The following is a 14,312-nucleotide window of genomic DNA, read 5'->3' as shown; positions in this document are numbered from 1 at the left end:
AACTCAGGAGTGGACATGTCCAAAGCAGAAATCATCCTCGCCGCCCTTGGCGGCGCCGACAACGTCGAAGAAATCGAAGGGTGCATCACACGCCTTCGCACCGAGGTGGTGGACTCTTCCCGGGTTGACGAGGCCGCCCTCAAGGCCGCCGGCGCCCACGGCGTCATGATGTCCGGCACGGTGGTCCAGGTGGTTGTGGGGCCGGAAGCCGAAAGCCTCGCCGAAGACATCCAGGACCTGATGTGAGCAGCCCTGACGTGAGCACGCCTGACGTGGGCACGGAAGCGCCGACCCAGGTCATCAGCGTTGTTGCCCCCCTGCCGGGCCGGCTCATTCCCCTGAACGAGGTGCCGGACCCCGTGTTCGCCAAGGGGCTTGTAGGTGGCGGCGCCGCCGTAATTCCCGACGACGACGCCGGCGTCCTCACCGCCGTCGCACCGCTGGACGGCCGGGTCATCAAGGTCATGCCGCACGCCTACATCGTCCAGCACGCGTCCGGGCCCGCCGTGTTGGTCCACGTCGGCATCGACACCGTCGGTCTGAAGGGCGAGGGCTTCACCGTGCTCGCGCAGAAGGGGGACCAAGTCCGTGCCGGCGACCCCATGATCACCGTGGACGTCACCTTGGTCCGTTCAAAGGACCTGAGCATGTGCAGTCCCGTGGTGGTTCTGGACAGCGCGGCGGACGCCATCGAACCTCCGGCCTCGGGTGGCCGCGTGGAAGCAGGCGGCCACCTGTTCAAAATTCCCGGAAAATAGGAGACATGGATACGGCAGGGGAACTAAAACACGTCTGGGTCCGCAGGCAACTCCAGGATCTCGTGGCCACCACAATGCGGCCCGGGGACGCCCTGCTGGGTGAGCGGCAGCTGGAGGAGCAGTTCGGCGTCTCCCGCATCACGGTGCGCCGGGCCATTTCGGACCTGGTCCAGGACGGCGCGCTGGTGCGGATCAAGGGGAAGGGCACGTTCGTCTCCCACGGGCTGGTGCGGTCCACCCTGCACCTGGCCTCGTTCAACGAGGACATGCGGGCAGCCGGATTCGAACCCAGCACACGGGTCATCAACGCCTCCACGGCAGTGCCGCCGGCGGCGGCCGCCGATCACCTCGGGCTGGCGCCCGGGGAAGCTGCCTTTCGCGTCCGCAGGCTGCGGCTCGCGAACGGCGCGCCCGTCAGTGTGGACGAATCGTGGCTGCCGCCCGCGCTGGTCCCCGGGCTTCTCTCGGAAGACCTGACGGGGTCCCTTTACCGGGCCCTCGGCGCCGCGGGGCACCCGGTGCAGCATGCGGAACAGACCGTCGAGGCCGCCGCCGCCCCTGACGAGACCGCCGCGCTGCTGGACATCGAACCGGGGGCACCCGTCCTGCTCTTCCGGCGCCGTTCGTTCACCGGCCAGGAGGACCCTGGCACGCCCATCGAATACGCCGTCTCAACGTACCGCTCCGACCGGTACCAGGTATCCATGCGGCTGGGCGCGGGCTAAGCCAAGACTGCTGCGTCGCACCAATGCCTCTGGCTCGGTGTCATCCCGCCTCTGATTCCCCAACTGAGTAGCGCTATCAGTCGTTTTGAGCGCATTTTGAGCGCCCAAAACGACACTTGACGCTACTCAGTTGGGTGGGCAGGCACCTGACGTGAAACCATACGGACCATGGCCCAGAAGATTGCGTACCAGGGTGAGCCCGGCGCCAACTCCAATATCGCGTGCATGCAGATGTTCCCCCAGCTGGACAGTGTTCCCTGCGCCAGCTTCGAGGACGCCTTCGAGCTGGTCTCCAGCGGCGAGGCGGAGCTGGCGATGATTCCGATTGAGAACTCGATCGCCGGCAGGGTGGCGGACATCCACATCCTGCTCCCCCAGTCGCACCTGCAGATCGTGGGCGAGTTCTTCCTGCCCATCCACTTTGACCTGCTGGGCATTCCGGGCAGCACCATCGAGGCGGCCACCGAGGTCCACAGCCACATCCACGCCCTGGGCCAGTGCCGCCGCCTGATCCGGGAGGCCGGACTGCGTCCAGTCATTGCCGGGGATACCGCCGGTTCCGCCCGGGAGGTCCGCGAGTGGAACGACCCCACCAAACTTTCCCTCGCTCCCCCGCTCGCGGCCGAGATCTACGGCCTTGAGGTGCTGGCGTCGCGAGTCGAGGACGACCCGTCCAACACCACCCGTTTTGTGGTCCTGGCGCGGGAAAAGGAACTGCCCACCCGCGAAGAGCTGCCCGGACCGGCGGTGACCAGCTTTGTGTTCCGCGTCAGGAACGTCCCGTCGGCGCTGTTCAAGGCGCTGGGCGGGTTCGCCACGAACGGCGTGAACATGACCCGGCTGGAGAGCTACATGGTGGGCGACGAATTCGCCGCCACGATGTTCATGGTGGACGTCGAAGGCCACCCCGAGGACCTGCCGTTGCGCCTGGCCCTTGAGGAGCTGGATTTCTTCACCACGGAAGTCCGCATCCTGGGCGTCTATCCCGCTGCCGAGTTCCGGACCGCGCAGACAGTCACTGCCTGATCCCGGGGTCAGCGAATCAGGCCGCGGACCGATGCCCCGCCAGTCAGGCCTCCGTGGGCAGCTCCCGCGTCTCACGGAGCAGTAGGAGGGGAGCGAAAAACGCGGCGAGTTCCGCCGTCGCGCCCACGGGCAGGACATTGGCCACGTACTGGTCCGGCCGCACCACCACCACCACGCCGCCGCGGTCCAGGCCGCGGAGCTCGAAGATGTCAGCGGCGGGATCGGTGGCGTAGACCTTCTCGTAGTCCGTCAGCTGGAACGGCCCCACTGACGGCTTGAACGCCGCCGGAACCGCACCGATATCAACGTTTGTGTGGTCCTGCTGGTAGATGACCTTCACATCGAACCACGTGTCCCGGTCAGCGCCCGACGGCGTAGCGGCCAGCGGTGATTCCGGCGAGTTCGCGATCCACTCGGCGAAGCCGGAGACGGACGACGGCGGCGCGTGCTGTCCCGGCGTCTGTCCCGGCGTCGGATGTTCTATGGGCGGCGACGCCGTCTCGGGTGCTGCCGCGTCGGCGAAGACGTAGATGCGCCACCGGCCGTCCGCCGTGGCGTGGTGGCCGAGATGCATCGGGTTGCCGTCGCACACCCGCACCACGGGCGCGGACTTGAACCTTTTGCCGATGGGGAAGCCGGCTGCCAGGTGCTGGTGCACCGGTTCTGCGGTAATCATGGACGGCGTGTACTGGGTCATGAAGCCCGCGGGGAACTCGGCGGTGCTGACGTAGAAGTCCTCAAGCTCGGAGGGGTTCGCAAACTCCTCCGGCTTCTTCGCCATCATGGTGGACCACTCTTTGTCGAAGTCGATCAGGTTCTTCGCCACCACCTGGCGCTCGGCCGAGTACGTGGCGAGCAGGCTTGCCGGGCTGCGGCCCTCGAGCACATGCCCGAGCTTCCAGCCGAGGTTGAAGCCGTCCTGCAGCGAGACGTTCATGCCCTGGCCGGCCTTGGCGCTGTGCGTGTGGCAGGCATCGCCGGTGATGAACACGCGGGGTGTGCGCGTCCCGCGCTGGTCCGGAAGGACGTCGTCGAACCTGTCCGTGAGGCGGTGGGCGACCTCATACACGCTGTGCCAGGCGACGTTGCGGACGTCCAGGGTGTAGGGGTGCAGGATGGTGTTCGCGTGGCTGATGATCTGCTCGATGGTGGTGCTGCGCACGGCCCCGTGGTCCTCCGGCGCGACCTCGCCGAGGTCAACGTACATGCGGAAGAGGTGCCCGCCTTCGCGCGGGATCAGCAGGATGCTGCCGCCCGCACCGGACTGAATGGCGCATTTTGTGCGGATGTCGGGGAAGTCGGTGACGGCGAGGACGTCCATAACTCCCCACGCGTGATGGGCCTGGTCGCCGGCCATGGTGCAGCCGATCGATTCGCGCACCTTGCTGCGTGCGCCGTCCGCGCCGACGACGTACCTGGCGCGGACCACACGCACCTGGCCCTCCTCAGGGCCAGAAGTGCGCGCGAGCCTCACGGCGACTGGGTAGTCGCCGTCGCCGATATCGAGGCTGCGGAACTCATAGCCGTAGTCGGGCGACATCCGCGCTGGCGCGTTGGCCATGTACTCGGCGAAGTAGTCAAGCACACGGGCCTGGTTGACGATCAGGTGCGGGAACTCGCTGATACCCGTGGGGTCGTCCGGCGTGCGGGCGGCGCGCGCGATCCGGGAATGGTCGGCGGGGTCCGGCTTCCAGAACGCCATTTCGGTGATGCGGTACGCCTCGGCGATGATGCGCTCCGCGAAACCGAACGCCTGAAAGGTCTCGACGCTGCGGGCCTGGATACCGTCCGCCTGGCCGATGACGAGCCGTCCGGGGCGGCGCTCCACAATGCGCGTGGTGACGCCGGGGAACCGCGAGAGCTGGGCCGCGGTGAGCATGCCCGCAGGACCGGTGCCCACGATGAGCACGTCCACTTCGTCGGGAAGCTCGGCAGGCCTGTCCAGACCGACGCCGGATGCTGGCTGGACCCGCGGGTCACCGGATACATAACCGTGGTGGTGGAACTGCACGGGCTTTCCTCACTTCGTTGTGTGGCTGGCACTTTCGAGTTCGATAATAGAACTCAGCGTTCCATATATGAATCATGCCCTGAAGTGGAATTCTACGCGGCGGTGATGCAGGCCACAACCGGCCCCTTAGGCCGTGTGCCCGGGTCGCCGGAGTCCTACCCCATCGCCGGCGCTACCGACGTTCCCGAGCTGAACTGGCGGCGGGCCCAGCGGGCGAGTTTTTTGCCTTTGCCCTTCCACCAGTTGTCTTCGTCCTTGTCGTGGTGCAGACGGAAGATGATGGCCACCATCACGAACATTGACATGCCAACGTCCATCCAGGACCAGGCCAGCGCGTCGATCAGCACGCTCATACCGGCGGCGATGATGGACGGAACGGCCAGCGTCCGGAAGACCGTGCTGGCCACGTAGCGCTGGTGCGACCTCGGGACGGACAGCGCCCGCACCATGTCAAAGCACATGCACACCACCACGACGGCCTGACCGACGGCAAGCAGGATCAGCCCAACACTGGACCCTGCGAACATAACGACTGATGAACCAAACACGCGAAAACCCCCAAAGGCTCGAACCTGCGCTGTGAGACCTAGCTGAAGTCCATTCAAGCCAGTGGGGGCGGTCCGGTCACGAGTAGTGGGTACTCTAATTTCCCAGCGGTTAGTTTCCCAGTGCCCTGGGCCTCCAGACCACGACGGCCTGGGACCGCGCACGGGGACGCTGCCCGCGGGCCAGGCTCACCACGTCGCCGGCGGCGCCGGCCGCGAAGATTCGCGAATCAAGGGGATCACGACGGCGGCCCAGCTCCTCGGTCAGCTCGCTCACCCTGCGCTGCAGCGCGGCCACCTGGTTCTCAAGCTCAAGGATCCGTTTGATGCCTTCGAGCGACACGCCTTCGTGGGACAGCCGCTGGACTTCGCGCAGCATGTTGATGTCCCGCTGCGAGTAGCGGCGCGACTTCCCCGGCGCCCGGCTGGGCGAGACAATGCCCAGCCGGTCATACTGCCGGAGCGTCTGCGGGTGCATATCCGCCAGTTCAGCCGCGACGGAGATCACGAAGATCGGCTGGTCAGGGCTGATGTCCACGGTCTGCTCCGTTGCTTAGAGCCGGGCCTTGGCGGCCAGGCCTTCACGGACATCGGCGTCGGCGGTGGCTTCGGCAAAGGCCTTCACGGCTGCTTCGGCTTCCTTGTTCAGGTTCTTCGGAACCGCGACGTCGATGGTCACCAGGAGATCGCCGGTGACCTTGGAGGTCTTCACGCCGTGGCCTTTGACCCGGAGCGTACGCCCCGAAGGCGTGCCGGCCGGAACGCGGACCTTGACGGTCTCGCCGTCGATGGTAGGGACCTGGATGTCGGCTCCCAAAGCAGCCTCCGGGAAAGTGACCGGGACATGGATGCGGAGGTTGTCGCCGTCGCGCGTGTAAAACTCGTGGGGCTTGACGGACACGGCCACCATGAGGTCGCCGTTGCCGGCGGGTCCTGGCTGGCCCTTGCCGCGGACGCGCACTTTCTGGCCGTCCTTGATGCCGGCGGGAACGCGGACGTCAATGACGTCACCGCTGAGTTCGCGCAGGCCGATGGTGGTGCCGCGGATGGACCCGGAGAAGGAAATGCTGGTGGTCGCTGTACGGTCGGCGCCCTTCTGCGGCGGGCGCTGGAAGCCGGTCTGGCCGCCGAAGCCGCCGCCGCCAAAAAGGTCAGCGAACTCGGGCGGGATGCCGCCTGAGGTGTTGAACCCGCCGGGCTGACGCCCCGCGCCGCCGGTGAACAGCCCGCCGAACATGTCCTCGAAGCCGCCGTTGCCGGCACCGGCACCGCCGGGGGCAAAGCGCGCGCCCCCTCCCATGGCCCGGATGGCGTCATACTGCTGGCGCTCGTCCGGATCCGACAGCACTGAATAGGCCTCGGAGATGTCCTTGAACTTCTTCTCCGACGCGACATCCCCCGAGTTGGTGTCCGGGTGGTGCTGGCGGGCAAGTTTCCGGTAGGCCTTCTTGATGTCGGCGTCGGAAGCGTCCTTGGCGATACCAAGGATCGCGTAAAAGTCCTTGTCCACCCAATCCTGGCTAGCCAATGGCGTTTCCTTTCAAATCTCTGTGCCGAGATGGCAGTTCGCGGCAATGTTCTTGCGAATCACTGCCGCGAACTGCCATCTCGATGGGGTAATACTAGGCCGGGACGGCCACAATCACCTGTGCTGCGCGGAGGACGCGTTCGCCTGACCGGTAGCCGGAGCGGAGGACCTGGCTGACGGTGTCAACCTCGATGTCCTCGCCCGGCTGCTGGATGAGGGCCTCGTGGATCGTGGGATCGAACTCCACTCCGGTCTCATCAATGCGGACCAGGCCGTACGTCTTCAGCGCGTTCTCCAGCTTGGTGGCGATCGCGGCGAACGGGCCGTCGGTCAGGTCACCGTGCTGGCGGGCAGCATCGACGTCGTCCAGTACCGGAAGCAGGGAGTTCAGGACGCCGATAACGGCCATCTCCCCTGCCACGGCCCGGTCGCGCTCAACGCGTTTGCGGTAGTTGACGTATTCAGCCTGGAGGCGGAGGAGATCGTTCTTCAGCTCGGCAGCTTCAGCGTGTCCTGCACCCTGTGCCACCGATTCCTCGGCGGGCACCTCGATGCCGTTCAGGATTTCCTCGGCCTGGGCGAGTGCATCGCCGTCGCTGTCCACAGGCTCGCCAACCGGAGGCTCGCCAACCGGGGACTCGCCCAGCGGCGCTTCAGCGGGCTGCTCGCCTTCCGGGTGCCGGGCCCGCCCGGTCACCGGGTCAACCTTGCGGTTGTCCCGGATGACCGGCTCCTGGTTCGCGGATGAGTTGTGCTCTTCCTCGTTACCGTGGTGCGGCATGGCTACTTCTTCGCTTCGTCTTCGTCGACGATCTCGGCGTCGACGATGTCCTCGTCAGCAGCCTTGTCGCCAGCAGCTGCACCGCCAGCGGGACCACCTTCGGCACCTGCGGCACCGGTGGCACCGTCCGGAGAACCGGCCTGGGCGTAGATGGCCTCGCCGAGCTTCGACTGGGAAGCCTGGAGCTTCTCGAACGCGGTCTTCACGGCCGCGTCATCAGTGCCCTCGAGGGCCTTCTTGAGCTCGTCGACGTCGGCCTGGACCTCGGTCTTGACCTCTTCGGGCAGCTTGTCGGCGTTGTCGGCGATCAGCTTGTCCACGGAGTAAGCGAGCTGCTCGGCGGTGTTGCGGGTGTCGGTCGCCTCGCGGCGGGCCTTGTCCTCGGCTGCGTGCTCCTCGGCGTCCTTGACCATGCGCTCAATGTCTTCCTTGGAGAGCGCGGTGCCACCGGTGATGGTCATGGACTGTTCCTTGCCGGTGCCCTTGTCCTTCGCGGAGACGTGGACAATGCCGTTGGCGTCGATGTCGAAGGTGACCTCGACCTGCGGGACGCCACGCGGAGCCGGCGCGATGCCGGTCAGCTCGAACGTGCCCAGCGGCTTGTTGTCGCGGGTGAACTCGCGCTCGCCCTGGAAGACCTGGATGGCCACGGACGGCTGGTTGTCATCAGCGGTGGTGAAGGTTTCGGACCGCTTGGTGGGGATGGCGGTGTTGCGCTCGATCAGGTGCGTCATCACGCCACCCTTGGTTTCGATGCCCAGGGACAGCGGGGTGACGTCGATCAGCAGGACGTCCTTGCGCTCGCCCTTCAGAACGCCGGCCTGGAGTGCTGCGCCAACGGCTACAACTTCATCCGGGTTGACGCCCTTGTTCGGCTCCTTGCCACCGGCCAGTTCCTTGACCAGGTCGTAGACGGCGGGCATACGGGTGGATCCGCCAACGAGGACGATGTGGTCGATCTCGGAGAGCTTGATGCCGGCTTCCTTGATGACGTCGTGGAACGGCTTCTTGGTGCGCTCGAGCAGGTCCTTGGTCAGGTCCTGGAACTTGGCGCGGGTCAGCTGCTCGTCCAGGTGGACCGGGCCGTCGGGGGTGACGGAGAGGTACTGGAGCGAAACGTTGGTGCTGCTGGAAGAAGAGAGTTCCTTCTTGGCCTGCTCGGCAGCTTCACGGAGGCGCTGCAGGGCGATCTTGTCCTTGGACAGGTCGATGCCCTTGACCTTGAGCTGGTTCAGCAGGAAGTCAACAACGCGCTGGTCCCAGTCGTCGCCGCCGAGGTGGTTTTCGCCCGCGGTGGAGCGGACCTGGATGGTGGAGAAGTTGTCTTCGTCCTTGCCAACCTCGAGCAGGGAGACGTCGAACGTTCCGCCGCCGAGGTCGAAGACCAGGATGAGTTCGTCTTCCTTGCCCTTGTCCAGGCCGTATGCCAGTGCAGCCGCGGTGGGCTCGTTGACAATGCGGAGGACCTTGAGTCCCGCGATTTCACCGGCTTCCTTGGTGGCCTGGCGCTCGGCGTCGTTGAAGTAGGCCGGGACGGTGATAACAGCGTCGGTGACCTTTTCGCCCAGGTAGGACTCGGCGTCGTTCTTCAGCTTCATCAGGATACGGGCGGAGATTTCCTGCGGGGTGTACTTCTTGTCGTCAATACCGACGCCCCAGTCAGTGCCCATGTGGCGCTTGACGGAGGCGATGGTGCGATCGATGTTGTTGACGGCCTGGCGCTTGGCGATCTCGCCAACCAGGACTTCGCCGGACTTGGAGAATGCAACGACGGACGGCGTGGTGCGGCCGCCCTCGGCGTTGGCAATAACGGTGGGCTCGCCACCTTCGAGAACGGAGACGACGGAGTTGGTGGTTCCGAGGTCGATACCTACTGCACGTGACATGTGTTGCTTCCTTCTTTCCTTGGAAACTTGCTGGCGCTCGTGTTGAGCGTTCTGCACTCAACTTTACCCGGGGCGCAACCGATGTCAATCCAAAGTTGAGCGGAGTACGCTCAACTTTGGATTTTTGGGCCGCGGCACCCGCAGCCGAACCCCTGGAATTCCGGGGGTTTCAGGCGGGAAATCCGCTTCCCTGGCAGTAGTTCGCTGTGCGTGAACGGCCGCTACGAGTTCTTGTCCTCGTCCACTTCCACCTCGCGCGCGCTGTCAACAGAGCCGGCGTCGCCGTAATCGCCTCCCGGGTACTCACCCTCCGTGGGCCGGTCCCCCGAGCCGCCGACGCCGGCCTCGCCGTAGTCGCCTTCCGAATAGTCACCCTCCTCGGGCTGGCTCTCCTTGTCGCCGACGCCGGCCTCGCCGTAGTCACCTTCCGCGTACTCGCCCTCCTCGGGCCGGCTCCCCGTGCCGCCCACGACGCCGGCCTCGCCGTAGTCACCTTCCGCGTACTCGCCCTCCTCGGGCTGGTTTCCCGTGCCGCCCACGACGCCGGCCTCGCCGAAGTCGGCTTCCTCATACTGCCCACCCTCGCCCTCCATGCCGGGTTCGGTGCTGCCTTTGCGGCGTTCTTCTTCAGGTGCGGTGTTTTCACTCATGACGTGATCTCTCCTTTGAGTTCCGCGTCCATCCGGGCGCATTTGGAGTCTACTCAGCCCAGGCGGCGTGAAACAGGGGTGGCCGCAGACGCCAGGGCGTACTGCGATACCTGTCAGGCGCCGAGCCCCGCCATCCCCGCGAGCACGGCGAGGTGGTGGTCAAAGAGTTCGTCCCGGGCACTGAACGTGTCCGCGCCGTATTGGCCAAAAACCTCGAAACTCACGGCCCCGAAGAGCGACGTCCACACGAGGGCGCCGTTCGCCTGGAGTTCGTCCGGCATGGCCAGCCCGAGTTCGCGGCGGATCGCCTCCAGGTCGGCGGACAGGGCCGAAGGTACGACGGCGGTGCGCGCCGTCGCGGTCAGCGCACCTGCCCGGTAGGCGCCGTCGAGAATGCCGATCAGGCGGTAGATCACGCGCGTTCCCGGGGTTGTGGTCTGGCCAGCGGGGGCCTGGTAGCCCGGCACCGGACTGCCAAAAAGGAGCCCGTAGCGCGCCGGCTCCCGTAGTGCCCATGTCCTGACAGCCCGGCCGAGCGCCTTGAACCGGCCATCGAAGTCGCGCTCCGGCAACGCGTTCACCGCGGCATCCACGGCGTCGCCGAGCTCGCTGTATGCGTCCACCAGAAGCAGCGTGAGAAGCTCGTCGCGGTTGGCCACGTAGCGGTAGACGGCGGAGGAGACCACGCCAAGATCCCTTGCCACGGCGCGGAGGGACAAGGCGGCCGCGCCCTGCGTTGCCAGGTGCTCCCTGCCCAGCCTGACGATGTCAGCAATGGTCTGGGCGCGGGCGCGCTCCCGCGGTGTCCGAAGGGTGGTTTCCGCGTCCGCGGCAGGGTCATTCATTGGTCCAGCATCGCATAAAGCAGAGCAGTGTCAACAATTGAGAGCACCGCTCTTGACAGCTGCCGGCTGGAGGTGCACGCTACTGGGAGAGCGGTGCTCTCAATAACGAATCCTAAAGGGGAAGCCATGAGCGATGTATACGTAGTAACGGGCGCGGGGCCTGTGGGCTGGACGGTCGCAGAACAGCTCGCCAACCAGGGGAAAACCGTCAGGATCCTCACCCGTTCCGGCAGCGGCCCCGAGCATCCGCTGGTGGGGCGGGTCAAGGCCGACGTCCAGAATGCCGCCCAACTGCGGGAGGCCTTCGCGGGCGCCACCGCAGTCTTCCACTGCATCCACGGCTCCTCCTACGCTGTGGACGCGTGGCAAGCAGAACTGCCCCGGGCCGAGCAAACGGTGCTGGCCGCAGCGGGCGAGGCGGGCGCCGTCGTCGTCTTCCCCGAAAGCCTTTACTCGTACAGCGAGCCCGGGCGCACCATGACCGAAGCGGGTCCGCGGACTGCCACCGGCGGGAAACGCGGCGTCCGGACCGCGCTGCTCAAGGCGCGGGCGGCCTCCGAGACCAACACCGTCAGTGTGGTGGCCGGCGATTTCTTTGGCCCTCGGGTGCGAACCTCACATGCCGGCGAGCGCATGGTCCCCACGGTGCTGGCCGGCAAGAAACTCTGGGTCATCGGGAGCACCGATCAGCCCCATTCATTCACTTATGTTCCCGATCTGGTGGCGGCGATGATCCATGCCGCGGGGACGCCGTCGCTGTGGAACAAGGTGTGGCACGCGCCCACGGGTCCGGCAGTCACACAGCGGCAGCTGGCCACCGCGTTCACCCAGGCCGCAGGGGTGGCCGCGCCAAAGGTGGGGGCCATACCGGGCTGGGCGCTGCGGGCCATGGGCGTGTTCTCCAAGGACATGCGGGAAGTGGCGGAACTGCTGTATCAGTTCGAGCAGCCATTTGTGATGGACTCAGCCGCCAGTGAAGCCGGGTTTGGCCTCCGCCCGACACCCCTGCCGGAGGCGGCCGCAGCCACGGCGGCCTGGTGGCGCGCGCAGGGGTGACGCAGCCGGCGTCGGGCGGTTCGCCGTACGCGGCGGTCCGTGTCACGCACGGCAGGCAGAGTCAGTGTCACGCTGAGCACGCTTTTGGCCCGGCAGCCAAAAGCGTGCCTTGCGTGACGGGGCAACAGTCCTACCGGCGACCAGCGTCCTCTGCGGATTCCAGATCGGCGCCATCCAGCGCGCCAGCATCCCGCCGCACCGCAACATCCAGCTCCGGCCTGCCGAGCTTGCCGGGCCACCAGATGCGCGGGCCGATGTCGTGCGCCAGCGCGGGGACTAGCAGCGAGCGGACCAGCACGGTGTCCAGCAGGACGCCGAACGCCACAATGAAGGCCAGCTTCACCAGGAACATGATGGGGATGACGCCCAGGGCGGCGAACGTGGCAGCCAGCACCACGCCGGCCGAAGTGATCACTCCGCCGGTCACTCCGAGTCCGCGCAGGATGCCCGGCCGGGTCCCGTGTTTCAGCGACTCTTCCCGCACACGGCTCATCAGGAAGATGTTGTAGTCCACGCCCAGGGCCACCAGGAACACAAACCCGAACAACGGGACGGTGGCGTCGGCACCCGGGAAGCCGAGGATGTTGTTGAAGACCAGCGCCGAGACGCCCATGGCCGCCCCGTAGGACAGCACCACCGAAAGCACCAACAGGACCGGCGCCAAGACTGATCGCAGCAGCAGCATCAGGATGAGCAGGATGACCGCCAGCACGATGGGGATGATGATCACCAGGTCGCGCTGGGCGGTGGTGTTGGTGTCCAGCGCAGTAGCGGTCACGCCGCCAACCAGCGCGCCGGCGTCGACCGTTTTTACCTCGTCGCGCAGCGCCTTGACCATATCCTCCGCGTCGATGGAATCCGCGGCGTAGTTGAGCGTGGCGTTGATCAGCACCTTGCCGTCGTGGACGTCCGGCGCGCTGGGAGTCCCGGGGGCTGCTGGTTCGCGGGAAACGATCGGCACACCGCCTTCAGCCAGGAGGTAGGCGTCCCCCACGCCGTCGGCCGCTTTGACCTTTGCCAGCACTTCATCGGCTTTGCTTTCGTCCGCGATGACGACGGCGGGGCTGCCGCTGCCGGCGTCGAAATGCCGGGCCAGCGCGTTCTGGCCGTCCACCGCATTGGACGCGGTGAGGATGACGTCGGTCTGCGGCACGCCGTTGGCCTTTAGCTGCAGCACCCCGGCCGAAGCGACCAGCAAAAGGAGGACCGATACGACCCAGACCGTTCGCGGGCGGCGGGAGACCAGCGAACCCGTGGCCCGCCAGACGCCTTTCTGCCCTTCCAGGCCGGTGACCACCTCGGACTCACGCTCGCCTGCCGGAACCAGCTTGGGGCGGAACGGCCAGAACGCAGCCCGGCCCAAAAGCGCCATCAGCGCAGGCAACAGCGTCAGCGCGGCGAACAGCGAGCAGAGGATGCCAGCGGCCGCCACTGGACCAAGCGCCTTGTTGGAGTTCAGGTCGGAGAACAGGAGGCAGAGTAGGGCAATGATGACGGTGGCACCGGAGGCCAGGATGGGTTCGAACGAAGCTTTCCACGCTGTGAGCACGGCTTCGGTCCGGTTGCGCGTGTGGGTCAGGGCCTCGCGGAACCGCGCCACGTACAGCAGGGCATAGTCCGTGGCCGCGCCGATCACCAAGATGGACAGGATGCCCTGGCTTTGGCCGCTCAGCTGGATCCAGCCGAGCTTTGCCATGCCGAACACCAGCAGGATCGCGGCACAGAGCGCAAAAACCGAGGTGAGGAGCACGGCGATGGGCAGCAGGAGCGAACGGTAGACGATCAATAGGATCAGGAAGACCGCGCCGAGTGCCACCAGCAGCAGGATGCCGTCAATGCCGGCGAAGGCGCTAACCAGATCTGCGGTCAGGCCCGCGGGTCCGGTGACGAAGGTCTGCATGCCTGCGGGGGCGGAATCCGCCAGGAAGTCCCGCAACTCCTGGACGGATTCCTTCAGCTGGTCGGAGGACCCGATCGGGGCAATGAACTGGACCGCTTTTCCGTCCTCGGACGGGATGGGGCCGATCACCGCGCTGCCCAGCTCCAGGCCCTCCAGCCCAGCCTTCAGGGATGCCAGTTCGCCAAGCTCCGCAGGGCTGATGGCGGCGTCGTTTTCGATGACGATGACCGCCGGCACTTCGTCTGAATCGCGGAACTTTGCCTGCCAGTCCTGGGCCGCGGTGGCCTCGGCGCTCGCCGGCAGGAACGAGGCCTGGTCGTTCGAGGAGACCTCGTCGAGCCGGCCGAACGTGGGTCCACCCACCCCGGCAATGGCCAGCCACGTGAGAACCAGCAGAACGGGAAGGAGCCAGCGCAGCCAGAACGGAACCCTCGCGCTGTGTAGGGGACGGGATTTCATGATTCCTGCTTCGCTCGGGGTGGCCGCGGTACACTTGATTCCATCCTAGAGTATCTCCACAATGGAGATAAATGCCCTGGGTTGGGTTTCCTGTTTGAAACTACTCATCGGGCGTCGCTGCAGTAATATCCGTCAGGGCACC

The 14,312-nt window shown here is 66.1% G+C and carries 14 protein-coding genes; 5 read left to right on the top strand and 9 right to left on the bottom strand.

The features are described from left to right. Positions 1–15: 15 nt before the first annotated feature. From AU252_RS11920 to AU252_RS11905, 4 genes are all read left to right on the top strand, one after another. On the top strand, positions 16–246 hold the full coding sequence (locus tag AU252_RS11920) for a glucose PTS transporter subunit EIIB (RefSeq protein ID WP_058930899.1): 231 nt from the start codon (positions 16–18) through the stop codon (positions 244–246). Continuing rightward, on the top strand, positions 243–758 hold the full coding sequence (locus AU252_RS11915; protein WP_058930898.1) for a PTS sugar transporter subunit IIA: 516 nt from the start codon (positions 243–245) through the stop codon (positions 756–758). The genes AU252_RS11920 and AU252_RS11915 overlap by 4 nt, the downstream gene beginning before the upstream one ends. A 5-nt stretch (positions 759–763) precedes the next feature. Next, positions 764–1,483, top strand: a complete 720-nt coding sequence (locus AU252_RS11910; protein ID WP_058930897.1) for a GntR family transcriptional regulator — start codon at positions 764–766, stop codon at positions 1,481–1,483. A gap of 168 nt (positions 1,484–1,651) precedes the next feature. Next, the gene (locus AU252_RS11905) at positions 1,652–2,509 is read left to right on the top strand and encodes a prephenate dehydratase (RefSeq protein WP_058930896.1); all 858 of its coding nucleotides are present in this window, start codon (positions 1,652–1,654) and stop codon (positions 2,507–2,509) included. Between the two features lie 43 nt (positions 2,510–2,552). Here AU252_RS11905 and AU252_RS11900 read toward each other — a convergent pair whose 3' ends face one another. The 8 genes from AU252_RS11900 to AU252_RS11865 all read right to left on the bottom strand — a co-directional run bounded on the left by AU252_RS11900 (position 2,553) and on the right by AU252_RS11865 (position 10,755). Further along, the gene (locus AU252_RS11900; RefSeq protein ID WP_058930895.1) at positions 2,553–4,520 is read right to left on the bottom strand and encodes an FAD-binding monooxygenase; all 1,968 of its coding nucleotides are present in this window, start codon (positions 4,518–4,520) and stop codon (positions 2,553–2,555) included. A 155-nt stretch (positions 4,521–4,675) separates the two neighbouring features. Then, on the bottom strand, positions 4,676–5,047 hold the full coding sequence (locus tag AU252_RS11895; RefSeq protein ID WP_058930894.1) for a hypothetical protein: 372 nt from the start codon (positions 5,045–5,047) through the stop codon (positions 4,676–4,678). Positions 5,048–5,177: 130 nt separating this feature from the next. Beyond that, the gene (locus tag AU252_RS11890; RefSeq protein WP_058930893.1) at positions 5,178–5,603 is read right to left on the bottom strand and encodes a heat shock protein transcriptional repressor HspR; all 426 of its coding nucleotides are present in this window, start codon (positions 5,601–5,603) and stop codon (positions 5,178–5,180) included. 15 nt (positions 5,604–5,618) lie between these two features. After that, a complete protein-coding gene (locus AU252_RS11885) occupies positions 5,619–6,593 on the bottom strand; it encodes a DnaJ C-terminal domain-containing protein (RefSeq protein WP_205630563.1) in 975 nt (324 codons plus the stop codon). A gap of 94 nt (positions 6,594–6,687) precedes the next feature. Further along, positions 6,688–7,374 (bottom strand): nucleotide exchange factor GrpE, encoded by a 687-nt coding sequence (locus AU252_RS11880; protein ID WP_058930891.1) that lies wholly within the window; start codon positions 7,372–7,374, stop codon positions 6,688–6,690. 2 nt (positions 7,375–7,376) lie between these two features. Next, positions 7,377–9,260: a molecular chaperone DnaK gene (gene dnaK / locus AU252_RS11875; protein WP_058930890.1), complete on the bottom strand. Its 1,884-nt coding sequence runs from the start codon at positions 9,258–9,260 to the stop codon at positions 7,377–7,379. Positions 9,261–9,481: 221 nt separating this feature from the next. Continuing rightward, complete coding sequence (locus tag AU252_RS11870) at positions 9,482–9,910, bottom strand: hypothetical protein (RefSeq protein WP_058930889.1); 429 nt, start codon at positions 9,908–9,910, stop codon at positions 9,482–9,484. 113 nt (positions 9,911–10,023) lie between these two features. Beyond that, positions 10,024–10,755, bottom strand: coding sequence for a TetR/AcrR family transcriptional regulator (locus tag AU252_RS11865; protein ID WP_058930888.1), 732 nt, complete (start codon positions 10,753–10,755; stop codon positions 10,024–10,026). 126 nt (positions 10,756–10,881) lie between these two features. Between AU252_RS11865 and AU252_RS11860 the strand changes: the two genes are divergently transcribed. Next, the gene (locus AU252_RS11860) at positions 10,882–11,811 is read left to right on the top strand and encodes an NAD-dependent epimerase/dehydratase family protein (protein WP_058930887.1); all 930 of its coding nucleotides are present in this window, start codon (positions 10,882–10,884) and stop codon (positions 11,809–11,811) included. Between the two features lie 130 nt (positions 11,812–11,941). On the opposite strand, the gene AU252_RS11855 is transcribed toward AU252_RS11860, so the two are convergent. Beyond that, positions 11,942–14,170 (bottom strand): MMPL family transporter, encoded by a 2,229-nt coding sequence (locus AU252_RS11855; protein WP_058930886.1) that lies wholly within the window; start codon positions 14,168–14,170, stop codon positions 11,942–11,944. Positions 14,171–14,312 lie beyond the last annotated feature (142 nt).

This window comes from Pseudarthrobacter sulfonivorans, assembly GCF_001484605.1.
GTDB classification, from domain to species: Bacteria; Actinomycetota; Actinomycetes; order Actinomycetales; family Micrococcaceae; genus Arthrobacter; species Arthrobacter sulfonivorans_A.
The sequence above is the reverse complement of the archived record's forward strand: the minus strand, read 5'-3'. Positions and strand labels throughout refer to the sequence as shown.

What these genes read in the sequence shown, in the direction of transcription:
- AU252_RS11920 (WP_058930899.1), top strand. Translation starts at nt 16, where the DNA reads ATGTCCAAAGCAGAAATCATCCTCGCCGCCCTTGGCGGCGCCGACAAC.
- AU252_RS11910 (WP_058930897.1), top strand. Translation starts at nt 764, where the DNA reads ATGGATACGGCAGGGGAACTAAAACACGTCTGGGTCCGCAGGCAACTC.
- AU252_RS11905 (WP_058930896.1), top strand. Translation starts at nt 1,652, where the DNA reads ATGGCCCAGAAGATTGCGTACCAGGGTGAGCCCGGCGCCAACTCCAAT.
- AU252_RS11895 (WP_058930894.1), bottom strand. Translation starts at nt 5,047, where the DNA reads ATGTTCGCAGGGTCCAGTGTTGGGCTGATCCTGCTTGCCGTCGGTCAG.
- AU252_RS11880 (WP_058930891.1), bottom strand. Translation starts at nt 7,374, where the DNA reads ATGCCGCACCACGGTAACGAGGAAGAGCACAACTCATCCGCGAACCAG.
- dnaK (WP_058930890.1), bottom strand. Translation starts at nt 9,260, where the DNA reads ATGTCACGTGCAGTAGGTATCGACCTCGGAACCACCAACTCCGTCGTC.
- AU252_RS11870 (WP_058930889.1), bottom strand. Translation starts at nt 9,910, where the DNA reads ATGAGTGAAAACACCGCACCTGAAGAAGAACGCCGCAAAGGCAGCACC.
- AU252_RS11865 (WP_058930888.1), bottom strand. Translation starts at nt 10,755, where the DNA reads ATGAATGACCCTGCCGCGGACGCGGAAACCACCCTTCGGACACCGCGG.
- AU252_RS11860 (WP_058930887.1), top strand. Translation starts at nt 10,882, where the DNA reads ATGAGCGATGTATACGTAGTAACGGGCGCGGGGCCTGTGGGCTGGACG.
- AU252_RS11855 (WP_058930886.1), bottom strand. Translation starts at nt 14,170, where the DNA reads ATGAAATCCCGTCCCCTACACAGCGCGAGGGTTCCGTTCTGGCTGCGC.